At 65.4% G+C, this 23,293-nt stretch carries 21 protein-coding genes; 15 read left to right on the forward strand and 6 right to left on the reverse strand.

Annotated features, from left to right (window positions below; genetic code table 11):
* Positions 1-23 precede the first annotated feature (23 nt).
* A complete protein-coding gene (locus M1E07_RS04435) occupies positions 24-1,550 on the reverse strand; it encodes an FAD-dependent oxidoreductase (RefSeq protein WP_461189072.1) in 1,527 nt (508 codons plus the stop codon).
* Between the two features lie 183 nt (positions 1,551-1,733).
* Here M1E07_RS04435 and M1E07_RS04440 point away from each other — a divergent pair, with 183 nt between their 5' ends.
* Positions 1,734-2,204, forward strand: coding sequence for a DUF4383 domain-containing protein (locus M1E07_RS04440; RefSeq protein ID WP_461189073.1), 471 nt, complete (start codon positions 1,734-1,736; stop codon positions 2,202-2,204).
* A 149-nt stretch (positions 2,205-2,353) separates the two neighbouring features.
* Here M1E07_RS04440 and M1E07_RS04445 read toward each other — a convergent pair whose 3' ends face one another.
* From M1E07_RS04445 to M1E07_RS04460, 4 genes are all read right to left on the reverse strand, one after another.
* Entirely contained in the window at positions 2,354-2,998 is a 645-nt protein-coding gene (locus tag M1E07_RS04445) for a DUF4232 domain-containing protein (protein ID WP_461189074.1), read from the reverse strand.
* A gap of 103 nt (positions 2,999-3,101) precedes the next feature.
* The gene (locus M1E07_RS04450; protein ID WP_461189075.1) at positions 3,102-3,854 is read right to left on the reverse strand and encodes a YcnI family copper-binding membrane protein; all 753 of its coding nucleotides are present in this window, start codon (positions 3,852-3,854) and stop codon (positions 3,102-3,104) included.
* Positions 3,855-3,935: 81 nt separating this feature from the next.
* Positions 3,936-4,562, reverse strand: a complete 627-nt coding sequence (locus M1E07_RS04455; protein WP_461189076.1) for a hypothetical protein — start codon at positions 4,560-4,562, stop codon at positions 3,936-3,938.
* A 149-nt stretch (positions 4,563-4,711) separates the two neighbouring features.
* Positions 4,712-5,785: an NAD(P)H-dependent flavin oxidoreductase gene (locus M1E07_RS04460; RefSeq protein WP_461189077.1), complete on the reverse strand. Its 1,074-nt coding sequence runs from the start codon at positions 5,783-5,785 to the stop codon at positions 4,712-4,714.
* Positions 5,786-5,900: 115 nt separating this feature from the next.
* Between M1E07_RS04460 and M1E07_RS04465 the strand changes: the two genes are divergently transcribed.
* From M1E07_RS04465 to M1E07_RS04475, 3 genes are all read left to right on the forward strand, one after another.
* A complete protein-coding gene (locus M1E07_RS04465) occupies positions 5,901-6,245 on the forward strand; it encodes a hypothetical protein (protein ID WP_461189078.1) in 345 nt (114 codons plus the stop codon).
* A gap of 70 nt (positions 6,246-6,315) precedes the next feature.
* Positions 6,316-6,786 (forward strand): MarR family winged helix-turn-helix transcriptional regulator, encoded by a 471-nt coding sequence (locus M1E07_RS04470; RefSeq protein ID WP_461189079.1) that lies wholly within the window; start codon positions 6,316-6,318, stop codon positions 6,784-6,786.
* Between the two features lie 77 nt (positions 6,787-6,863).
* Positions 6,864-8,330, forward strand: coding sequence for an MFS transporter (locus M1E07_RS04475; protein WP_461189080.1), 1,467 nt, complete (start codon positions 6,864-6,866; stop codon positions 8,328-8,330).
* Between the two features lie 77 nt (positions 8,331-8,407).
* Here M1E07_RS04475 and M1E07_RS04480 read toward each other — a convergent pair whose 3' ends face one another.
* Complete coding sequence (locus tag M1E07_RS04480) at positions 8,408-9,427, reverse strand: LacI family DNA-binding transcriptional regulator (RefSeq protein WP_461189081.1); 1,020 nt, start codon at positions 9,425-9,427, stop codon at positions 8,408-8,410.
* Between the two features lie 202 nt (positions 9,428-9,629).
* Between M1E07_RS04480 and M1E07_RS04485 the strand changes: the two genes are divergently transcribed.
* From M1E07_RS04485 to M1E07_RS04535, 11 genes are all read left to right on the forward strand, one after another.
* Entirely contained in the window at positions 9,630-10,475 is an 846-nt protein-coding gene (locus tag M1E07_RS04485; RefSeq protein WP_461189082.1) for a sugar phosphate isomerase/epimerase family protein, read from the forward strand.
* 52 nt (positions 10,476-10,527) lie between these two features.
* Positions 10,528-11,535 (forward strand): Gfo/Idh/MocA family protein, encoded by a 1,008-nt coding sequence (locus M1E07_RS04490; RefSeq protein ID WP_461189083.1) that lies wholly within the window; start codon positions 10,528-10,530, stop codon positions 11,533-11,535.
* A 243-nt stretch (positions 11,536-11,778) separates the two neighbouring features.
* Positions 11,779-13,308, forward strand: coding sequence for an ABC transporter substrate-binding protein (locus tag M1E07_RS04495; protein WP_461189084.1), 1,530 nt, complete (start codon positions 11,779-11,781; stop codon positions 13,306-13,308).
* Positions 13,309-13,314: 6 nt separating this feature from the next.
* The gene (locus M1E07_RS04500; RefSeq protein WP_461189085.1) at positions 13,315-14,256 is read left to right on the forward strand and encodes an ABC transporter permease; all 942 of its coding nucleotides are present in this window, start codon (positions 13,315-13,317) and stop codon (positions 14,254-14,256) included.
* Positions 14,253-16,163: a dipeptide/oligopeptide/nickel ABC transporter permease/ATP-binding protein gene (locus M1E07_RS04505; protein WP_461189086.1), complete on the forward strand. Its 1,911-nt coding sequence runs from the start codon at positions 14,253-14,255 to the stop codon at positions 16,161-16,163. Before M1E07_RS04500 ends, M1E07_RS04505 begins: the two co-directional genes overlap by 4 nt.
* Complete coding sequence (locus tag M1E07_RS04510) at positions 16,160-17,035, forward strand: ATP-binding cassette domain-containing protein (RefSeq protein ID WP_461189087.1); 876 nt, start codon at positions 16,160-16,162, stop codon at positions 17,033-17,035. The genes M1E07_RS04505 and M1E07_RS04510 overlap by 4 nt, the downstream gene beginning before the upstream one ends.
* Before the next feature lie 58 nt (positions 17,036-17,093).
* Positions 17,094-17,954 carry a sugar phosphate isomerase/epimerase family protein gene (locus M1E07_RS04515; RefSeq protein WP_461189088.1) on the forward strand — a complete coding sequence of 287 codons (861 nt, stop codon included), beginning with the start codon at positions 17,094-17,096 and terminating at the stop codon, positions 17,952-17,954.
* 19 nt (positions 17,955-17,973) lie between these two features.
* The gene (locus M1E07_RS04520; RefSeq protein ID WP_461189089.1) at positions 17,974-19,140 is read left to right on the forward strand and encodes a Gfo/Idh/MocA family protein; all 1,167 of its coding nucleotides are present in this window, start codon (positions 17,974-17,976) and stop codon (positions 19,138-19,140) included.
* Positions 19,141-19,229: 89 nt separating this feature from the next.
* A complete protein-coding gene (locus M1E07_RS04525) occupies positions 19,230-20,276 on the forward strand; it encodes a LacI family DNA-binding transcriptional regulator (protein WP_461189090.1) in 1,047 nt (348 codons plus the stop codon).
* 93 nt (positions 20,277-20,369) lie between these two features.
* On the forward strand, positions 20,370-21,794 hold the full coding sequence (gene uxaC, locus M1E07_RS04530; RefSeq protein WP_461189091.1) for a glucuronate isomerase: 1,425 nt from the start codon (positions 20,370-20,372) through the stop codon (positions 21,792-21,794).
* Positions 21,791-23,215 carry a mannitol dehydrogenase family protein gene (locus M1E07_RS04535; protein ID WP_461189092.1) on the forward strand — a complete coding sequence of 475 codons (1,425 nt, stop codon included), beginning with the start codon at positions 21,791-21,793 and terminating at the stop codon, positions 23,213-23,215. The genes uxaC and M1E07_RS04535 overlap by 4 nt, the downstream gene beginning before the upstream one ends.
* The last annotated feature ends 78 nt before the right edge of the window (positions 23,216-23,293 follow it).

Below are 23,293 nucleotides of genomic sequence, written 5' to 3' on the forward strand. Positions count from 1 at the left end.
GCCGGCTTCCCCCTTGCCTGGGCTCAAGCCTTTCCTGCAGCCGGGAGGTCCTTGGTGGCCGGACCCTCAAGGCGTTTTCCGTCGCTGTCGAAGCGGGAGCCGTGCAGCGGGCAGTCCCACGACCGCTCGCTGTCATTCCAGTGCAGAATCCCGCCGAGGTGCGTGCAGACGGCCGACAGCTTGCAGGTGGTTCCGCCAACAGTGGACACGGCCACCGGTTTTGATCCCTCACGGTAGACCTTGCCCTCACCTTCGGCCGGAATCACCGGGGCGGGTGCGGGCGCCGGCTCCTTTCCGTCTTTTCGCAGGCCCTCGGCCGCTACCTGCCCCCAGCCGGAAGCAAGCTTGGCTGCCACACCGGCATTGAGTGCGACGGCGGAGAGGGCGCCGGAGGCTGAGGTGACCCGGCGGTGGATGGTGTCTGCCCAGGGCACGTTCCCGCCCAGGATGTCGGCCGAAATGCCCACGGCGGCGGCCACGGCGTTGGTCATGCCCCACTTGTTGTAGCCCGTGCCGAAGTAGATGTGGCCTTTTCCTCTTGGGAACTTGCCGAAGAAGGGCATGAGGTTGGTGGGCATGTAATCCTGGGCGGACCAGGTGTGGGTGGCAACTGCGCCGGGGTAGTGCTGCACGGCCCAGTCCAGGAGGCTGCCCAGATGGTGTTTCTCTGACCGTGCCCGGCCCACGTGGTGTCCATGCCCGCCCACCAGGAGCAGCCGGCGGCCGTCCACCTCGTAGTCGCGCAGCGAATGCGTAGGCTGTTCCACCGAGATGTACATACCCGGGGGAGGGGCCTGGCCATCCTGCAGCTGCAACGCCGCCGCGTAGGAACGGCTGGGCTTGAGCTTGGCGAAGTACAGCCCGCGGTCCAGCACCGGAATGCCGGTGGCCAGCACCACTTCGTTGGCGGTGACGGTGCCGCGGTCTGTGTGTACGGTGGCCGGGCCTGCGCCGGTGACATCCTGCAGCCGTACGCCGCCCACGATCGAGCCACCGCGGCCGCGGATGTCCGCCATCAGTGTGTCCAGCACCTCCAAAGGGTTGATCTGCGCCTGGGCTGCGAGCCGCACGGCGCCGTGGACGGGAAACGGCAGCCCGGCGTCGCGCACGTATTCCATGTCCAGTCCGGCGGTGGTGCCGGCGCTGACCTCTTCACGGAGCTTTTCGGTCCCCTGGGCGGAGGCCGCATAGGTGTAAGCGTCCCGGGTTTGGAAGGGCACCTTGTGTTCCTCGAGGTACCGCAGCAGCCACGCCTGGCCTTCGCGGTTGGCATCCACGTACGCCTGCACCTGCTTCTGCGAGTACTGGCGGGCGAGCTGTGACAGGAAAGTCCCCTGCAGCAGGGTCACTTTGGCGGTGGTGTTTCCGGTGGTGACGGCGCCGGGGTACCGCGCCTCCAGCACCAGCACGTTTTGCCCAGAGCGGGCCAGCAGCAGTGCGGTGACCAGGCCGGTGAGTCCTGCGCCGGCCACCACGGTGTCATAGGTACTTCCGGGCTCGAACGGATCTGAGGTGAAGGTCTCCGCGCGGTCCAACCAAATCGACGTCATCCCAGTTCAGCCTGCCTTTTGGTCCTGGGCCCTGACGGACCCTTTGTGATGTGTCTGTTATAGATCCTGATCTATGCGTGGCGTAGTTGCTAAGTATACTTATGATGTCGGTGCTTAAGTCTATGGTTCAGGCGCAACCCGGCAGCCATGATGTGAACGTGAACGACAACAGCAGGAGTAATCATGACAAGCATGAGTTCCGACGGTCGCACCGTAGGCCGTACAAACATCCAAAAAGCTGCCCTTGCCGTGGGCGCAGTGTTCCTCCTGGTGGGCGTCCTGGGCTTCATCCCGGGCATCACCTCCAACTACGAAACCATGGGCTTTGCCGGGCATGAGTCCAAGGCCCTGCTCCTGGGCATCTTCCAGGTGTCGATTTTGCACAACATCGTCCACCTGCTGTTTGGGGCGGCCGGCATCGCCATGGCCCGCAGCGCTGCACAGTCGAGGAACTACCTGCTCGTTGGTGGCGCCATTTACCTGGTCCTCTGGCTCTACGGCCTGCTGATCGGGCTCCAGACGCCGGCTAACTTCGTCCCGGTGAACACCGCGGATAACTGGCTGCACTTTGTCCTGGGGGTTGGCATGATCGGACTGGGCGTGGCCCTTTCTCGCGGCACCGCAGGCGCCGGTCGCACCACCACCGCACACTAAATACAGCAACAAACGCCCCAAGAGGGCGGAACCGACTGCAGGCGGCCCGGCACCTTGCCGGACCGCCTGCAGTTGTCTGTGCACTTATCCAGGGGTGATGCCGCCGGGGAAAAACAGGAGTAAACGGAGGGCGCTGGCCGGACCTGCTCCTACGCGGGCTGGAAAGCCCCGATGGAGAGCAGGGTGATTTCAGTGTTGCTGCAGGCCTTGGTGGGCTGGGGCAGGAACAGGGATGCTGTGTCCTCCGGCGGGTAGATCCGGTAGCCGGCGGCATCCACCCTGGTGCACTCGGGGTAGTTACCGGCCTGTGTGTAGCGCAGGACTGCCGAGCCAGACTGGCCGGGGGCGAGCAGGACGTTGGCGGGTGCTGTGGCTTCGTCGCGGATGGCCGGCGCACCGATGGGGGCGCCGGCAGCATCAGCGGCCAAGGACACGCCGGCAAAACCACGAAGGACGCAGGCTTCGGAGCCCGTGTTGGTGAGGTTGAGCTTCATGTAGACGCTGCCCGCCGCTCCGCCGCCTGACGCATCCGTGGCGGCGGAGAGGCCCGCCGCCTTGCAGAGGGCAATTGCCACCGGCTTGGCCGTAGCCGGGGCCGTTGCGGAGGGAGTTCCCGACGACGTCCCTTGAGCCGTCGGCGAGGCGGACGTTGCCTCGGGGCTGGCAGCGTTGGTGCCAGGTGCCGTCGTCGCCTGCGTTTGCGGCTGGCTGGGGCCGCACCCGCTGAGCATCAGGGCAGCCGCCGCGGCCGCCGTCGTCATAACCAACCCGTGTGAAATTCGCTGAGACCTCATGGCACCACCTTTGCGGCAGTGCGTTGCCGCGTCAATGATGCCACGAGGCAGCGGAGCCTTTTGATGCCCGGATCGTGATGATCCGGGCATCAGCGCCCTTGTCCTACTTGGCGGATGACCCGCCTGGGTTGCGGCGCGCACCGCTGCGCAGGAATGCCGCGCCGCCGAGCACCAGGCCGCCGACGCCTGCTGCCAGTCCGGCCCAGCTGCGTGCGTCGGCCCCACTGTCCGTTGCTGACGACTGCTCGGTGGCGGGGCTTTCAGCGGTGTGGGATGCCGTGGCGGCGGCTTCGCCGTGTCCCGTGCCGGCAGCCTCAGTGACAGTGATGGAGGGCGCGGGTGCCGCCAGCGAGTGCGGGTCCTGGCCGTCCTTGGCGATCTCCGACCAGTCCGTCTGCCCGGTCTCGCAGCTCTGGAGGGTGGGGAAGTACAGCGTGCTTCCGGCCGCGTCCGGGAGCTTCACGGAGAGCACCAGGGCATCGCGGAGTTCGTGGGCCAGGGGAGTCTTCGCGGTGTAGACGATCTGGCTGGTCCGCTTGGTGATGGAGGTGCCGTCGGCGAGTTTCTTCGGCTCGGCGAGCTGCTCGGTGACCTTCTCCACCGTCCAGTTGGGGTTGACGGTGGGCTGTGCATCGTTCAGTTCCTGCGGCAGCGTTATGGCAACCTTCGTGGTGCCGGAGGTGTCGCAGCCATGCGGAATGCCGAAGGTAAGCAGGGCAGAGGAGTTGGCGGTGGTTTTGTCCGGCGTCACGCCGACGTGGGCCGAGGCCCCGCCCGCGGCGGCGAGCAGCAAGGCTGCGGCGCCGCCGGTGACGGCAGCCGTTTGAAGGGTACGGCGAAGAGCTGGGGTGTTCATGGGTTTGCCTTTCCGGCGTGCTCCCTTGAGTTGGGGAGCACAAAAGTATGGTTCCGCCGCCGGCAGGAGATGCGGGCGGTTCTAGCGGGGAAGCTCGACGGCGGAAGGCGGGCCGCGTCGGCTGTCCTGCCGGAGGTTCCGCCAGGGACGCAGCGGCGCCCCGAAGGTGCGGAAGGCGGCCAAAGCCGGCGGGCCGTGGTCGGGCGCCACCGCGCGGGGGAGGGCTGCCAGCGGCCGGAGCCAGGCGGCCAGGGCCCACAGCGCTGCTTCCCCCTTGGCAAGCAGGAGTGCGCAACCCAGCGTTGCCAGGGCATGTGCGGCCAGCATCAGGGGCCCGGTCGCAGCGTCCGCTTCGTGCAGGTGCGCTGCAGCGGGAGCCAGGATGCCAGGGCCTGGAAGGTGGCCGTCATGTGGGGCAGCGGCAGCTGGTGCCGTCTCCACGCCGGGCGGACCGAAGGCTGTGAACAGCTTGTGCAGGCCCAGCTGCCCGCCGCCCAGCAGGGCGGCCATGGCCGGAAACCCGAGCCGCAGGCGTGTGGCGGTGGTGCTGGCGAGGGCGGTCAGTGCCAGGACTGCCAGCAGGATGGCGGGGGCCGGAAGTTCTCCGCCGCCGGCAAGGTGTGCTCCGGCGGCGAGGGTCAGGATGACCGTGGCCATCGCAGACGAGCGGAGGAAATGGAAGGGTGTCCGTGGACGGTGCGTGCGCACGGCTTCTCCCTTCCCGGTAACCGGACCAGGCACGGGCGTGCGGCGCCGGTCAGCTGACAGTCGTTCAGATTCTATCCGTGATGCCATGCTGAACAATGCCGGCAGCGGTTACTGCGCCGGGCATTGCATAAGGGCTGCCTGTCTGACAGTTACCGGGTACCGGCCAGCAGCTCGGCAAGGACCGCCGCTGCGGTGTCGTGCCGAAGCAACGGCGCGGACTGCCCGGCCCACAGGGACATCAGCTCCGTGTTTTCCCTTTTGGCTGCCTCCGGCCGGAACCGTCCGGTCAGCCAGTTCTGAACCGGGAAGGGGGCGATACTGCCGCCATCTTCAAGCTCGGCAATAATGCGGTTGGGGATGCCGCGGGCCAACCTGCCGCTCAGGGCCCGGGTCAGCACCGTCTGCGCTGCGGCGGGGCTGCGAAGTACCGTCCGGTAAGCGGGCACGGCGGCCGACTCCCGGGTTGCCAGGAACGCCGTTCCCACCTGCACGGCATCGGCACCCAAAGCCAGGGCGGCAGTGAAGCCGCGGCGGTCCGCGATCCCGCCGGCCGCGATGACCGGAATGGACACGGCATCGGCAACCTGGGGAACCAGGGCGAAGGTGCCTACAAGTGACTCTTCCGCTGGCTTCAGGAAGGACACCCGATGGCCGCCGGACTCCATTCCACTCGCTACCACGGCGTCGACGCCGCCTGCCTCCAGCGCCAGAGCTTCTGCAACAGTGGTGGCGGTGCCGATTACCTTGATGCCGCGGCGGTGCGCTTCCTCCACAACGTCCGGAGCGGGCACGCCGAAGACAAAGCTCACGACGGCGGGGCGCGCCTCCAGCGCCGCTTCCACCTGTTCGCCGTAATCCGGCATATATCGGGCCGGCATGTCCGGAAGGGGGATGCGCAGTTCGTCGAAGTACGGCTTCAGGACACTTCCATAGCGGTCGAACTCTTCCTGCGGCAGGGCCACGGTTTCACTGCCGTTGGGGACCCACAGGTTCAGCGCGAAAGGTTTCGCGGTGGCCGCGCGAAGTTCCGCTGCCGTCCGTTGGATGGCTGCGCCGTCGTAACCGTACAGGCCGTAGGAGCCCAGCCCGCCGCCGTCGCTTACTGCTGCCGTGAGCTGTATGGAGGAGACGCCGCCGAACGGGCCAAGAACCACGGGAACGCCAATCCCGAAGAGCTCTGTGACTCTGTTGGCAGAGGCGGAAATCCGGGGGTGGGCGGTCATGGCAGCTCCCGTTGGGTCGTGTGGTTGGGCTCGTACCCAGTCTCGCACTATGTACCGCCCGAAGAGGGCGACGCTAGACTGCTGGCGTAGATATCGGCGACCTTGAGGAGCAGTTATGGAATACACGCGCAGCCAGCAGGAAAAGGCCGTTACGGCCGGTGACCTCGGCCGCAGCCACATCGGCCAGACCATCAGCTTCCAACCGAATGAGTTCACCGTTGTCTTTGGGAAGATCGCTGGAATCGCCCGCACGGAGGCCATGGTTTACCTGTCCCTGGACGGAGTGGGGAACGGCACCCACCTGAAGGACGAATACGACCTGCCGCTCACGCACGAGGTCTACCTGCCCGTGGATGTCCTCACCAACGCCGAATCCACCATTAAGGACCTGTTTGGCAAGGTCCAGGAGAACCTGCGCGGATCGGGCCATAAGGGCGAGGACCAGACGGACCGGCTCTAACGGAACCAGCCAAAGGAAGCCCCGGTGCAACTGCGCTGGGGCTTCCTTCGTCCGTGCCTATGATGAAGCAATGGAAAGAGGGCAGGACGGGCGTGCAACGAAGGCGGTGGACCATCGCGCCCTCGCCGTCGCCTTGCTCGATATCTCCGCTGATGTGCGCCGGAAATCGCACGAGGACACCGGTGTCCGCCCGCTGCCGAACGGGGCCGTTGACATCCTGCGCGTCGTAGAGGGCAGCCCGGGCATCACGGTGGCCGAAGTCGCCGCAAGGCTTGGCAGACAGTTCAGCAACGTCAGCGTCCAGCTGCGTGAACTCGTGGCTGCCAACCTGGTCACCCGGCTCCGGGACCCCAGCGACAAGCGCTACGTCACGCTGCATCCGACCCCGGAATCGCAGCGGATCAGGGCGGTTCTTGAGAACTCCTGGGCTGAGGTCCTGGCAGGCTCGGCGTCGAAACTGCTCCCGGCCGAACAGCAGCAGATAGCCGCAAGCCTCCCCGCGCTCCAGCGGCTGGCGGGTTTCCTGGCTGCAAAGGAGTGACCGATCTCTCGCCCGTGCACCAAGCTCATGTAGTTATACTTTTATAAGTATTATTGCTGAACGAACGGAACAAAAAAATGGCTACGCAACTGGCAACTGCCCCTCCGGATCAGGACCTGGCCAGGCCCAAAGCGCCCTGGGGGGCGTTGATCTTCCTGGCCCTGGCCCAGCTCATGGTGGTGCTGGACGGCACTATCGTCAACCTTGCGCTGCCGCAGTTGCAGCGGGAGATGGGTATCAGCGACTCAACCCGCGCCTGGGTGGTGACGGCCTACGCGCTTGCGCTCGGCGCCTTCCTGCTTCTTGGCGGGCGCATCGCCGACTTCTGGGGCCGTAAGCGCACCTTCGTGGTGTCCGCTGCCGGCTTCGCGGTGGCTTCCCTCCTGGGCGGCATCGCGCAGGAAGCCTGGGAACTGATCGGCGCCCGCGCACTCCAGGGTCTGTTCGCCGCGCTGCTCGCGCCGGCCGCCCTTGCCCTCCTGACCGTGGCCTTTCCCGGAGGCAAGGACCGGGGAACCGCCTTTGCCATCTTCGGCTCCATCAGCGGCGTCGGCGCCGCGATCGGCGTCCTCCTGGGCGGCTACCTCACCGACTACGTCTCCTGGCGCTGGTGCTTCTTCGTCAACATCCCGATTGCTCTCATCGCCTTGATGGGTGTCTGGACAAAGGTCCAGGAGAGCAAAGCCGGGGGATCGACAAAGTACGACTGGCCCGGCGTCGTCCTGGCAGCACTGGGCTTGGGCTCCCTGGTGTACGGCCTCACCAATGCCGAGCACGGCTGGGACAGCCCGGAGGCCTGGGGCTTCATTCTGGCCGGCGCAGTCCTGCTGGTGCTGTTTGTCCTGGTTGAAAAGAAAACCAGGACTCCGCTGTTGCCGCTCCGTGTGGCCACAGAGCGAAACCGGGCGGCCGCGTTCCTGGCATCCTTCCTTTCAGGGGCGGTGCTGATCGGCGGCATCCTGTTTATCAACTTCTACATCCAGATTGTCCTGGGGTTCAAACCGTTCCTCGCCGGCATGGCCTCGCTGCCCATGACGGTGGTCCTCATCCTGACGGCCGGTATCGCCGCAAAGAACCTGCCGAAGTTGGGTGCCAGGATTCCCACGGCCCTTGGACCGGTTCTGATTGCCGCCGCGATGCTGTGGCTCACCCAGGTCAGCGCCGAAGGAACGTACCTGGCCAACATGCTGCCCGCCCTGCTGCTCCTGGGTGCGGGCCTGGGCCTGGTGTTTGTGCCTATGCAGAACCTCGCACTGTTTGGTGTGGACAAGGATGATTCCGGCGTGGCCAGTGCCCTGGTGAATGCCTCGCAGCAGGTTGGCGGCTCGCTGGGCATCGCGCTGTTCAGCACGCTGGCAGCTTCGGCGACAGCTGCGGCCGGGGGCGCGGGACTGGCTGCGCTGTCGGCAGGCTATTCCCTGGTCTTCCTCTGGGCCGCCGGTGTTGCCATCCTGATCGTTCCGATTGCCCTGCTGCTGATCGACATCAACAGGAAGACGTTCAGCGGAGCCGCATCCTCCGATGCGCCGGCGATCCACCTTTAGGGGCTAATGGCTGACGCGTTGGCGGGGAGGTAGCCGCCTTCCCGCCAGCGCCATGTACAGGGGCAGGGACGTGGCCGTCAGGAGCTCCGTACCGACCCTGTGGATCCCCGGACCGTGAGGTGCGTCGGCATTACGGAGCGGCTGCGGTTGCCGCCCCCGGCCAGGGGATTGAGCTGCGCCAGGAGCATTGAGACGGCCACCCGGCCCGCCTGCTCGATCGGCGAGCTCAGCGTAGTCAGCGGGGGATTGCAGAAATCGGCGCCGAAGATATCGTCACAGCCAACGATGCTCATGTCCTCGGGCACGCGAAGCCCGCGCTCCCGCAGCCGTTGCAGCATGCCGATGGCTATGAGGTCGTTGAACACGATGCAGGCCGTCACGCCGCTGTGGACTGCGGCATCCGCTGCGGCCGCGCCCGACTGGGTCTTCGGCGCGAACGGCCCCAGGTTTCGCACCTGGACACCGCGGTCTTCGGCGACGGCGGACAGGGCAGCCCAGCGGCGGGCGCTGGACTGGGACACTGCAGGCCCGGCGACGTATGCCACGGATGTGTGGCCAAGGGAAATGAGATGGTCCAGGGCCTGGGTCATGGCTGACGGGGTGTCGATGATGACCGCGGGGACGCCGTCCACGTCGCGGTTCACAGTGACCATGGGCATGCGAAGGGCGGCAGCGGCGAGCGACTGGTCATTCAGGCGGGACGCTGCCACGATCACGCCGTCGGCACTCTTTCGCAGCTGCTCCAGCGTGCTGGCCTCCACTTCGTCCGACTCCTCCGTGTCCACCAGCAGCTGCGTGTAGCCGCCTGCCTTGAGCTGAAGCTGCGTTCCCCGGATGAGGTCGAAGTAGAACGGGTTGGTGATGTCCGGAACCAGGACGCCTACGGCGCCTGTTTTGCCGGAGCTCAGCGCCTTCGCCTGCGAATTGGGCGTGTAACTAAGTTCGACGGCGGCGGCCTCAATCCGCTCCCGGGTCCGGATATTCACCCGGTCGGGGTTGGTCAAGGCCCGTGAGACGGTTGACGCAGCAACGCCACACAGGGCCGCAATGTCATGGATGGTGGCAGGGCGGTCTGCTGCCACTGGTTGCGTCGCCATGGGCGTTCCTCTCTGAACGACGGTCATCCGGCTGTGACCACTGCCACACCGTGGATCAACAATGCCATACTTGCAACCTGCGTGGCAACCGGTTGTCAAATTTGTGCCAACGTGGCTAGACTCGTCTGGACAAGATCCGCTGTGAAATGCCTCACCGGGCACTGTTCCCCCAAAAACGTGCCGGAAGCCCCTAGGAGATTTCGTGACTCAACCCAATGCCGTGTGGAGCCTGTCCGGTTTCGGCGACGAAGTAGACCCCGACCCCAAGGTCCAGGCGGCAGTGCTGCTTGCCTTGGGTGCCAGCCATATCGAAGTCCGCAGCGCGTGGGGCACCAACGTGTCCGAATTGACGCAGGACCAGGTGCGGGACCTGAAAGCCATCTTTGATGACAAGGGCCTCAAGGTCTCCGCCGTCGCGAGCCCCATCGGCAAGGTGGACGTCAACCTGCCGGTGGAGCACGAGGTTGCCCGGCTCCGGCAGATCATTTCGGTAGCCAAGGGGCTGGATACCAAGTACGTTCGGATTTTCTCCTTCTACCGTGCCGAGGGGCAGGGCCAGGAAGACGTCCGGGATGCAGTCATCGAACGGATGACTGCGCTCGCTGAAGAAGCTGCAGCAAGCGGCATCGTCCTGCTCCACGAGAACGAAAAGGGCATCTACGGCGATACGCCGGAGCGCGTCCTGGACATCATGGAGTCGGTCAACTCGCCGGCCCTCCGCGTCGCATGGGACAACGCCAACTTCGTCCAGGTGGGTGTCAAGCCGTACACCGAGGGCTACGCCATCCTGCGTCGCTACCTTGAGTACTTCCAGGTGAAGGACGCCATCGCCACTACCGGCGAGGTAGTCCCGTCCGGCGAGGGCGACGGTGAGCTCGACGCGACCATCGCAGCGCTCGCAGCGGACGGCTTTGCCGGTTTCGCCTCCCTGGAACCCCATCTCGCCAGCGCTCACGAACTTGGCGGGTTCTCCGGTCCCGTGGCATTCGGCGTCGCTGCACGGGCCTTCGCCGGCCTGGCAGCCAGGAACGGCGTCCGGCTGGCCTGACGTGCCGCGGCCATAAAACACATGCATGACAGTCCTTCAAAGGAGCAGGAAAATGCCCACAGCGGCGGTCATCGGTTGCGGTGACGTATCGAGCGTCCATTTCGGGGCGCTGGCCACCATGGCTAATGCCGAGTTGACTGCGGTCTGCGACACTGACCCGGAACGTTTGGAGGCGGCGGCCGCCGCTCACGGCGTCCCCGGGTACGCGAACCACCTGGACTTGCTCGAGAAGGCACGTCCCGACGTCGTGCATATCTGCACTCCGCACCACCTCCACGCGTCGATTGCCGCCGACTGCCTGGAGCGCGGCGTCAACGTGATCGTCGAGAAGCCGCTCGCTCATACCGTCGAAGAGGGGCGGAGGCTAATCGAGGCGGCGGAGCGGAGCCCGGCGAAGATCGCCGTCTGCTTCCAGAACCGCTACAACGCAACATCGCAGGCCATGCGGGAAATGCTCGACGGCGGCCGGCTGGGCCAGGTGCTCGGCGCCTCGGCCACCGTGATGTGGCACCGGTCCGGGGACTACTACCGGGACCGGCCGTGGCGCGGAACCTGGGCGGAGGGCGGCGGCGGACTGATGATGAACCAGGCCGTCCATACCGTGGACCTGCTGCAGTGGCTGGTAGGCGACGTCGCCAAGGTAGAGGGGCGCGCGTCCACCAGGGCCTTGGCCGGCGTGATCGAGGTGGAGGACACGGCCGAGTTTGTGGCCGAACACGAAAACGGCGCCCGGAGCGTTTTCTATGCCACCCTGGCCAACGCCGTCAACGCACCCGTGACGCTGGACATCGTCACGGAGAAGGCAACGCTGAGCCTGCGCGGGGACCTCACGGTCACGTATGCCGACGGCACGGTTGAGGTTATTGCCGAACGGGTCTCCGAAACAGGCGGCCGCTCCTACTGGGGCGTCTCCCATGAATTGCTGATCAAGGACTTCTACGCCAGGCTCGACGAGCCCGGGCCGTTTTGGATCAACCCGGCGGAAGCGGGAAAGTCACTCAAGATCGTGAAAGACGTCTACGCACAGAGCTATCCGCAGCTGCTGGAACGCGTGGGCTGACTTTCAGCGACTGGCGTTTACGGCCGGAAGCCGGGGCGGTTTCCGGCCGTTTCAGCGCCCGCGTCCGGTGTATCCATGGTGGTCATCCAACCACCATGGCAACAATCTTAGAAACTTCTGACAATCGGTTGCCAAGCCAGTGCAAAGTCCGTACTGTAAATCCCACACCAGAAATATGTGGTGCACACCACACCTCTTCGCCCTGACTCGCGTCCAGGCAAAAGACTCATTTAGGAGCCGACAATGAAGTTAGGTCCCAAGACGGCAGCAGCCGCCATCGTACTGAGCGCCTCACTGGCGCTCACGGCCTGCGGCGGCGGCGCCGGAGCCGGTTCGAACGCCGGCGGCACTGCTGCCACGGCGCTGACGCTCGGCACTCTCCGCGACATCACTTCCTGGGATCCAGCGCAGGCCCACGTGGGTCACGTCCTGCAGCCGTACCAGGCCGCGTATGACAGCCTCATCCTCCGCGAACCCGACGGCAAGCTCAGCCCCATGCTGGCCACGGACTGGAAGTACAACGACACCAACACCAAGCTCACCGTGGACCTCCGTACGGACGTCACGTTCAGCGATGGTGCCAAGTTCGACGCCGAAGCAGCCAAGGCCAACCTGGACCACTTCAAGAAGGCCAACGGTCCCCAGATGGCCCAGCTCGCCTCGGTCTCCGACGTCGCCGTGGTGGACGCGGACACCATCGACATCAACCTCAGCGCCGCGGAGCCTGCCCTGGAATACTTCCTGAGCCAGGCCGCCGGGCTGATGGGCAGCCCCAAAGCCCTGGGCACCGATGCCATCAAGACCGAGCCGGTGGGATCCGGGCCCTATGTCATTGACAAGGCTGCCTCAGTCAAGGATTCCCAGACGGTCTTCAACGCCCGCAAGGACTACTGGAACAAGGACCTGCAGAAGTACCAGAAGTTGACCCTCAAGATCCTGACGGACCTCACGGCCCGCACCAACGCCCTGGTTTCCGGCCAGATCGACGCTACCCTCCTGGACCCCAAGAACGGCAAGCAGGCCGAGGGTGCCAAGATGCAGCTCGCCACCAACCAGGTGGACTGGTCCGGCTTGCTCCTCCTGGACCGTGAAGGCACCCAGAACCCCGCCCTGGCCAACGTCAAGGTCCGCCAGGCCATCAACTACGCGTTCGACCGCAAAACCATCCTGGAACAGGTCATGCTGGGCCAGGGTACTCCCACCTCGCAGCCGTTTGGCAAGGACAGCGGCGCCTGGACGGAAGACCTGGAGAACTACTACAGCTACGATCCCGAGAAGGCCAAGGCGCTGCTGAAGGAATCCGGCTTTGAGGGCAACGTGACCCTGGATATCCCCACCCTTCCGGGAGCCGAAACCCTTATTTCCGTTCTCCAGCAGCAGCTCGCCGATGTCGGCATCACTCTGAAGCCCGGCGCCGCGATCACCAACACCTACACGGCTGACGTTGCTGCCCAGAAGTACCACGCACTGTTCTTCAACCTGTTCCAGGGCGAGCCCACCGTGGCGATCGACCAGATCGTCTCCACCAAGGCCCTGTACAACCCGTTCAAGAACACCGCTCCCGAGCTTGAGGCAAAAATCCAGGCGGTGCGAACCGGTGGCGAAGATGCCGGCAAGCTGGCCCAGGAAGTCAACAAGTACGTGGTGGAGCAGGCATGGTTCGCACCGTTGTTCCGCGTGAACCAGATGTACTACCACAACTCCAAGGTTGAGGTCACGCCGCAGGTTCAGCAGGCCGTTCCGTCCATCTACAACTACTCGCCTGCCAAGTAGGACCCCATGATCAAGTTCATTGCGAAAAGGCTGGGCAGCGGGCTGGTGGTGTTGTTCGTCGTCTCGGCGCTCACCTTCACGCTGCTGTATACCGCCAGCGGCAGCATCGCCCGTAACATCCTGGGCGACCAGGCCACCCCTGAACAGGTTGCGCTGAAGGAACAGGAGCTGGGGCTGGACCAGCCCCTCCTGGCCCGTTATTTCGCCTGGCTGGGTGACGCCTTGAGCGGAAACCTTGGTGCCTCCTGGTTTACGTCGGAGCCCGTGGCCAACTCCCTGGCCACCCGGATTCCCGTGACCATGACCATGGTTTTCGCCGCAATGATCCTGATCGCCATCTGCGCAGCGCTGATCGGTGTTGCCGCAGCCGTCAAGCGCGGCTGGGTGGACAGGGTGGTCCAGGTGGGCGCAATTGTTGGCGACTCCGTCCCGGGGTTCGTGATCGGCGTGTTCCTGGTGACCATCCTGGCCATCCAGCTGGGCTTCTTCCCGGCCACCAGCACCATCTCGCCCGGGGTGGGTCCGGAGGCCTGGATCTACTCGATGACCCTTCCGGTCATCGCCCTCCTCATCAATGGCGTGACCGGCGGCGCGCAGCAGATCCGCAGCGCCGTGATCAAGCAGCTCGAGCGCGACTACGTCCGGACGCTGCGCAGCCGGGGTATCGGAGAGCGGGAGATCCTCTTTAGGCACGTGCTCCGCAGCGCCGCTCCGGCAGGACTGACAGTGCTCAGTCTGCAGCTGATTGGCATGCTGGGCGGCGTGGTGATCATCGAGCAGATCTTCGCCCTTCCCGGCATGGGTCCGCTGGCGGTCACCGCCACCGGCCAGACCGATCTCCCCGTCGTCATGGGAGTGGTGATGTACACCGTGGTGGTGGTCATCGTGGTGAACCTCCTGGTGGACATCCTCAATGGTTGGCTCAACCCGAAAGTGCGTGTGTCATGAGCGATTCCTTAGAAACAGCGGCAGTTTCCGCAACACCCGTAAAAACCGGGCAAAGCGGCACGCTGGTCCGCTCCACCGTCATGCGCCGCCTCGTGAAGAACCCCCTTGGCATCGCCTCCCTGGTGATACTGGGAAGCATCGCGCTGCTGGCTATCCTTGCGCCCGTCCTGGCGCCCTTCGACGAGAATTTCGCGAACATTGCCAAGACCCTCACGGCGCCGGACGGGGTGAACATCCTGGGAACCGACAGCGCCGGACGCGATACCTGGAGCCGCCTGCTCTTTGGTGCGCAGCTGACGCTCCTGTCCGCCTTGCTGTGCGCCGGCGTTGCCATCGCCATCGGCCTGCCGGCTGGGTTGATCGCCGGTTACTACGGCGGAAGGTTCGAGGCCGTTTCCAACTGGGTGGTCAGCATCCTGATGAGCCTGCCCGGCCTGATTGTGCTGCTCACCATCCGCGCGGCCTTCGGCCCTTCGGTATGGATTTCCATGATCGCGTTCGGCATCCTCATCAGCCCGTCCTACTTCCGGCTGACCCGCACCGCGGTCCAGTCGGTCCGGAACGAGCTTTACGTCGACGCCGCCCGGGTTTCCGGTCTTTCGGACCGAAGCATCATCACCCGCCACATCTTCTCGGTGGTCCGCGCACCGATCATCATCCAGACCGCGGCAATCGCCGGCGTGGCCATCGCCATCCAGTCCGGCCTCGAGTTCCTGGGCCTCGGCGACCCCACCAAGGCCACGTGGGGCGTCATGCTGTCCGAAGGCTTCAAGAACGTCTACCTGACGCCCACACTGCTTTTGTGGCCGGCATTGGCCATGGCCCTCACCATCGGCGGCCTCGTCCTGCTCGGCAACGCCATCCGCGACGCCCTGGAAGACGGCGAAAAGATCAAGCACCGCAAGAAGCGGGCCTCGGCTGCGGCTGCTTCAACTGGACGTACGACGGCGGACCCCGCCAAGGCGCGTCCGTCACGCAAGTCGGTGGCCGCCGTCGACCTTGGCACCGAACACCACCTGGTCAAGGTGACCAACCTTGGCGTCGGATACCCGCAGGCAGACGGTTCAATCAAAAAAGTGGTGGACGACGTCTCGTTCCACGTCGACCGCGGCGAGATCCTGGGCATCGTGGGCGAATCGGGTTCGGGCAAGTCCCAGACCGCGTTCTCCATCCTCGGACTGCTGCCGGACAATGCCCGCATTGTGGGCGGCGCCATCCAGTTCGACGGCACCTATACGGTGGCCCCTGGGGAGGACCGCGTCAGCCAGGAACGGCTGTCCAAGCTGCGCGGCAAACGCATTTCCTACATCCCGCAGGAGCCCATGAGTAACTTGGACCCCGCGTTCACCATCGGCTACCAGCTCGTCACCCCCATGGTGCGCGTGCTCGGCATCTCCAAGGCAGAAGCCCGAAATCGGGCACTCAAGCTGCTCACCGACGTCGGAATCGTGAACCCGGAACGCACGTTCGAGGCCTACCCGCACGAGGTCTCGGGCGGTATGGCGCAGCGTGTGCTGATCGCCGGCGCCATCAGCTGCGAACCGGACCTCGTGATCGCCGACGAGCCCACCACGGCCCTGGACGTCACCGTGCAGGCCGACGTGCTTGACCTGCTGCGTGAACTCCAGCAGCGCCTGAACATCGGCGTCATTCTGGTGACCCACAACTTCGGCGTCGTCGCCGACCTCTGCGACCGCGTAGCAGTTATGCAAAACGGGCGGCTCGTGGAGGAAGGCAGCGTCCGCGACATCCTGCGGAACCCGAAAGAGCCATACACGCAGACCCTGCTCGGGTCCATGCTCGAAGGAAAGACCCCGATGACCATGCTTGTATCCCCGCCCGAGGGACCCGTCTCGCACGGGTCGGCCGATCGGGACTTAACCGCAGAGAAGGAGCCGGTGGCATGAGCACGTTCCACAACGCCCCGCTGCTGTCGGTGGAGAACCTGGTGGTCGAGTACCCCAGCAAGAGGTTCCGGGCGAAGCCGTTCCGGGCACTGACGGACATCAACATCAGCATTGGCCAGGGCGAAACCCTCGGCCTGGTGGGGGAGTCCGGCTCCGGCAAGACCACCCTGGGCCGCGCCGTCCTGGGGCTGGCTCCGGTGACCCAGGGCAAGATCATCTTCGAGGGGAACGACATCAGCAAGGCCACCCGCAAGGAACGCCGGACCCTGAGCCGGGACCTGCAGGTGGTCTTCCAGGATCCCTACACATCGCTCAACCCGGCGCTGGAAATCGGCGACATCCTCGCTGAGCCGCTGGGCGTGCAGGGCATGGAGACAGCCGCAGCCAGGAGGCGCGTCAAGGAACTGCTGGACCAGGTGGGGTTGCCGTCCGATGCGATCCACCGACTGCCGCGCGAATTCAGCGGCGGCCAGCGCCAGCGCGTGGCGATAGCCAGGGCACTGGCGTTGTCACCGAAGCTGATCGTCTGCGACGAACCGGTCAGCGCCCTGGACCTTTCTACCCAGGCCCGCGTCCTGGACCTTTTCCTGCAGATCCAGAAGGACACCGGCGTTTCCTACCTGTTCGTCTCCCACGACCTGGACGTCGTCCGGCACATCAGCCATCGCGTGGCCGTGATGTACCGGGGCGGGATCGTTGAGCAAGGTCCCGCCGAGGTGGTCACCCGCGACCCCGAACACCCTTACACCCAGCGGCTACTGCTGGCGTCGCCGGTCCCGGATCCGGATCGGCAGGAACAGCGCCGGGCGGACCGGCACCGGCTGCTGGAAGGACAGCGCCAACAAACTGAACAGGCGGGGGCGGCGGCGTAACACCCCGCAACCCCGCACACCCACGGCCTGGGAAGGCCGGCAAACGACGGAGGAATAAGTGGCCAGGATAGGCGTACAGGCGATGATGCTGAAGGACAGCTTCGCCGAAGTGGGAGCGTTCGAGACGCTCCGCAAGGTCAGCGCGATCGGGTACAACGGCGTGGAGATCTCCCAGATCCCCATGACGCCGGAGAACGTGGACGAACTCGACCGTTCGCGGAGCGAGCTGGGGATGGACATCGCCGCGTTGTCCGTAGCCATGGAAGGCCGCAAGGGCATGCCGGTGGAATCGCTGGCGGACAACTTCGACAAGATTGTTTACGACGCCAAGCGCCTGGACGCTTCGTTGCTGCGTATTGGCATGCTGCCGTTCGGCGCCATGAAGTCGCTGGACGCCGTCATCGAGTTCGCCAAGCAGGCCAACGGCTATGCCGAACGCCTGCAGGAACACGGCATCAGCCTGTACTACCACAACCACCACATCGAGTTCGCGAAGTTTGACGGCAAGTACATGCTGGACATCATCGCGGACAATTCCCCGGCCATGGGCATGGAAATCGACGTCCACTGGGTGCAGCGCGGTGGCCTGGACCCGGTCCGGGCCCTGGAAAAGTACGCCGGCCGGACGGCCATGGTGCACCTGAAGGACTACCGGATCGGCCAGCTGCCGGAAGCGTCCTTTGGCATGCTGGAGGCCGGTGACTTCGCCGGTTTCATGGCGGAGTTCAAGAACGTGGTCCAGTTCGCGGAAGTGGGCGAAGGCAACCTCGACTTTCCGTCCATCATTCCCGCTGCCCAAGCCGCCGGCGCCCAGTACCTCCTGGTAGAGCAGGACGAACTGTACGGCCGGACAGTCTGGGATGCACTGCAGACCTCCTACGACAACCTGGTGGCCATGGGCCACGGCGACCTTTTCTAGAGAAACGGAGTATCACCACATGAGTCAGAAAGTACGCCTCGGCATCCTGGGCCTGGGCCAGCAGGGCGGCGCCTACGCCAAGTTCATCAAGGACGGCCTGGTCCCCAACATGGAGATCGGCGCCATCTGCGACACCGATCCTGCCAAGAAGGATCTGTCAGCATCCCAATACCCCGACGTGCCGTTCTACGACGACTACATCGCGATGCTCGAAAGCGGCGACATCGACGCGATCGTCACCTGCGTCCCGCACTTCCTGCACCCTGAAATCGGCATCGAATCCCTTAAGCGCAACATCCACGCGCTCGTGGAAAAGCCGGCCGGCGTCTACACCAAGCAGGTCAAGGAGCTGAACGAGTTCGCCGCCTCCAGGCCCGAACTGTCCTTCGGGATCATGTTCAACCAGCGCAACAACCCGCTGTACAAGAAGCTCAAGGAAATCGTCGACAACGGCGAAATCGGCAGCATCCGCCGCACCAACTGGATCATCACCAACTGGTGGCGCCCGCAGGGCTACTACAACTCCAGCGCGTGGCGTGCCACGTGGGGCGGCGAAGGCGGCGGCGTCCTGGTGAACCAGGCACCGCACCAGCTGGACCTCTGGCAGTGGATCTGCGGAGCGCCCAAGTCCGTGTACTCAAAGGTGGCGTACGGCTTCCGCCGGGACATCGCCGTCGAGGATGAAGTCACCGCCGTGGTGGATTATGGCGACGGCGCCACTGGCGTTTTCGTGACAGCCACCCACGACATCGTGGGCACCGACAGGTTCGAGATCCTGGGCGACCAGGGCAAGATCGTCGTCGAAAACTCAAAGACCGCCACGGTCACCCGACTGGTCAAACCCGAACGCGAGCTCAGCGACTCCATGGACATGGACGACGTCCGGAAGCTCTTTATGGGCCAGCTGAACCCCGAGGAGTTCTACACCACCGAGGTCATCGAGTTCGAATCAGCCTGGGGTGGCCAGCATGCCGGTGTCCTGGAAAACTTCGCCGCCAACATCCTGGACGGCACTCCGCTGCTGGCACCGGGTTCGGACGGCATCAACGGTGTCCGCCTGGCCAACGCCATCCACCTTTCCAGTTGGACCGGTAAGGAAGTCTCCCTTGATTTTGACGAGGAAGAGTTCCTGCAGGAGCTGAACAAGCGCATTGCCGAGGAGGGCAAGTTCCCCGAGCGCTCGTAGCAGCGCCCTGCACCATCCACTGGGCCGGTTGCCAGCATTGCTTTGGCAACCGGCCTGCCATGGTTGCCACACCGGTCTACGATGGAGCGGTGACTGACGTGACGAACTCCGGAGCAGCAACCGCTCCCGCCAAGCGGGGCAGGGGGGAGAAATCCTCTCCCACCATTTACGACATCGCCAAGCTCGCGGGAGTGAACCCGTCCACGGTGTCCCGCGCCCTGAGCAAGCCCGGACGGGTCAGCGCGAAGACCCAGAAGATCATCGAGGACGCGGCCCAGCAGCTGAACTACCAGGTGAACCCGTTCGCGCGGGCGCTTCCCACCGGCCGTACGCAGACCATCGGCCTGATCGTCGCTGATATCACCAACCCCACGTTCTTTGACATCATCCGCGGGGCCGAAACAACCGGGTCGGCCCGGGACTACACACTGGTCCTCGCGGAGTCCGCTGAGTCGCCGGAGACCGAAGTTACCGCCGCCCGCCGGCTGTTGGGCACCGTGGACGGCCTGATCCTCGCGAGCCCGCGCATGGATGATGACCACATCCGGGCGTTGGCGGCGGACAAGCCGGTGGCCGTCATCAACCGTGAGGTGGACGGCGTTCCATGCGTGGTTCCCGACGTCAACAAGGGAATCAGCGAGGCCGTGCGAAGCCTGGCCGCCAACGGCCACGCGCAGGTGGCCTATGTTGCCGGCCCCCGGCAATCGTGGATGACCGCCCGCCGCTGGGAAGGCGTCAAGGCGGCCTGCGAGTGGTCCAGGCTGGCGGCGGTCCGCCTGGAATCATCCAAGCCAACGGTCGACGGCGGCCGGAAAGTGGCGCGCGACGTCCTGGAGAGCGGGGCGACGGCGGTGATCACCTACAACGATCTCCTTGCCATCGGCTTGATGCAGGAACTGCAGGCTGGAGGCATGCGGGTTCCGGACCAGGTCAGCATCGTGGGCTTTGACGATATTTTCGGCGCCGACTTCACCACTCCTGCTTTGACTACCGTGCGCTCGCCGCTGGGGGAGTGTGGAACCCTTGCCGTCACCATCCTGCTGGACATGCTGCAGGGCCACGATGCGCCGGAGGAAGCGGTGAGTGTGGAAACTGAGCTGGTGGTGCGGGGCTCCAGCGGAAAGCTGTTGCCTTAGCAAGATTCCTGCGTTGGGAGTAGCTGTTGCGGCTTGATGGCAATTTTTGGCAACCGGTTGACAAACTGTTGCTCCAGCCCGGACCATTGACCTATGCCACAGTCGATCGCCGCCCACCCAGACAGGCTCCTGCCCGCCGATCCCGGAACCCGCCGTATTGCGCGGGACCTCCTGCAGCGCGTCCAGGACCTTCCCATCATTTCCCCGCACGGCCACGTTGACGCCGCCGTCATCGAAGAAAACACGCCCTTCCCGGATCCCGCAGCGCTGCTGGTCAGTCCGGACCACTACGTCACCCGCCTGATCCATGCCAGCGGTGTTGACCAGAACCTGCTGCGTCCGCAGTCCGGTGCGCAGGGCAACCCTTCCGCCGTGCCCGATTCCCGGACCGTGTGGCGGGAGTTTTGCCAAGCCTGGCCTCTCTTCGAGGGCACCGCTTCCGGCTACTGGCTGCGCAACCAGTTCCAGAGCGTCTTTGGACTCCGGCAGGAGCCCACCGCGGCGGATCCGGATGCCAGCTACAACGCCATTTCGGCGAAGCTGCAGGAGCCCGGCTTCCGCCCCCGGGAGCTCTTCAAGGACTTCAACATCGAGGTGCTGGCCACCACGGACGATCCGCTGGACACCCTGGCCAGCCACCGCGCGATTGCCGAGGACCCCACCTTCCACGGCCGCGTCCTGCCCACCTTCCGCCCGGACGCCTACCTCAACATCGCGCACCCGGCCTGGGCAGAGAACGTGGACCGCCTGATCGCTGCAGCGGGCGACGGCGGCACGGGCTACGGTGCCTATGTCACCGCGTTGGAGAACCGGCGTCGTTATTTCGTGGAACACGGCGCCGTCTCGGCAGACCACGGCGTCCGCACCCCGGCGACGCTGAAACTGGGCGGTGCCGACGCCGCCCGCCTGTTTGACCGGGCGCGCTCCGGCCGGGCCACGGCGCAGGACCGCGACGATTTCGAAGCGCACATGATGTACCAGATGGCACGGATGTCCGTGGAGGACGGCCTGGTGATGACCATCCACCCGGGCTCTTACCGCAACCACCACGAACCCTCCTTCAACACCTTCGGCGCGGACAGCGGCCACGACATTCCGTTCGCGATCAACTACACCGAAGCCATCCGGCCGGTGCTGCAGGACTTTGGTACGGCCAAGGACTTCCACCTGGTCCTCTTCACTCTGGATGAGACAGTGTTTTCCCGGGAGCTGGCACCATTGGCCGGCTTCTATCCGTCCGTCTACCTCGGCGCGCCGTGGTGGTTCCTGGACGCACCGGATGCCATGCTGCGTTTCCGCTCTGCCGTCACCGAGACCGCGGGCTTCTCCCGCTCCTCCGGCTTCATCGATGACACCCGCGCCTTCTGCTCCATCCCGGCCCGGCACGACGCGTCCCGAAGGATCGAGGCCTCCTTCCTGGCCCGGCTGGTAGCCGAGCACCGCGTCAGCGAGGACCGCGCCCACGAACTCATCGTGGACATCGTGGACGGTTCACCCCGGCGGGTCTTCAAGCTGTGACCGCCGGACTGGACCGCACAGCGAGTGTGCTCCCGGCCGGGCGGCTTCCCCGCCTGAACCGGGAAACCTACCCGTACCCCAAAGCGCCCGTTCGCATCGTCCACCTCGGCCTGGGGGCTTTCCATCGGTCCCACCAGGCCTGGTACACGCAGCAGGCCTCCGACGCAGGCGGGTGGGGGATTGCCGCCTTTACCGGCCGCCGGCCCGACGCCGCCCTGTCCCTTGAGGCGCAGGACGGACTGTTTACCGTGGTTGAGCGGGCGGACGGCGGCGACTCGTTCGCCGTCGTCGGCAGCATCGTCGAAGCGGTGGATGGGGCTGACGTTGGGCGGCTGTGCGGGCTGCTGGCAGCCGGCACCACCGCGATCGTCACGCTCACCATCACCGAGGCCGCCTACGGGCTTGGCCCCGATGGCCAACTGGCTGCGGCCTCGCCGGATGTCGCGGCCGACCTTGCGCGGCTCACGTCAGGCCACGGGAATCCGGCGACGCCGCTGGGCCGCCTGGTGCTGGCGCTTTCCGCGCGCCGGGCTGCCGGAGCCGGACCGCTCGCCGTCGTCTGCTGCGACAATCTGTCCAACAACGGAACCGTAGCGCACCATGCGGTGGTGGGCATGGCTGCTGCCTGGGATCCGATGCTCGCAGCCTGGATTGATGAGAACATCAGCTTTGTCAGCACCTCGGTGGACCGCATCACGCCGCGTACCACCGAGGCTGATGTCGCTGCCGTGCAGGACGCGTGCGGTTACCTGGATAACTCTCCCGTGGTGGCCGAGCCCTTCGCCAACTGGGTGCTGAGCGGGGATTTCCCGGCCGGGCGCCCCCGTTGGGAGGATGCCGGTGCGGTCTTCGTGACCGACATCGAGCCGTATGAAAACCGCAAACTGTGGCTGCTCAACGGCGCCCACTCCCTGCTCGCGTACGGCGGCCAGCTGCGCGGCCATTCCACCGTTGCGGAAGCTTTGGCGGATCCGGTGTGCCTGCAGGCCATCGGCCAGTTCTGGGACGAAGCCGAAGCCAATCTTCCCGCCGCCGCCCTGGAGCTCGATGCCTACCGGGCAGCCCTCCTGGCCCGCTTCAGCAACGCCCGCATAGAGCACCACCTGGCGCAGATTGCCATGGACGGCAGCACCAAGCTGCGCATGCGCGCCGTCCCCGTGTTGCAGGCAGAACGGGCGGCCGGCCGGTCCGGCACCGCCGCGGCGCGGATGATCGCGGCCTGGATGGACTTCACGGCTTCAGGCGCCGCCATCCATGACCCCCTGGCTGAGGGGGTTGCCGCGGCCAACACCTTGAGCGGTACCCACCGCACCCGCGCGCTGTTGGAGCTGGTGGATCCGGCACTGGCCACGGACGCCGGGGCAGTGGACCTCGTGTCCTCGCTCTCCGGCACCTTCGCCGGGGCAGCAGCCACCGCGTAGGACCCGCGAAAAGCTGCCCGGCTCCTGCCCGCAGGCGCCGGGCAGCTTTTTTGCTGAACTTTCAACAAATATTTGGCA

Source organism: Arthrobacter sp. Z4-13 (genome assembly GCF_054792705.1).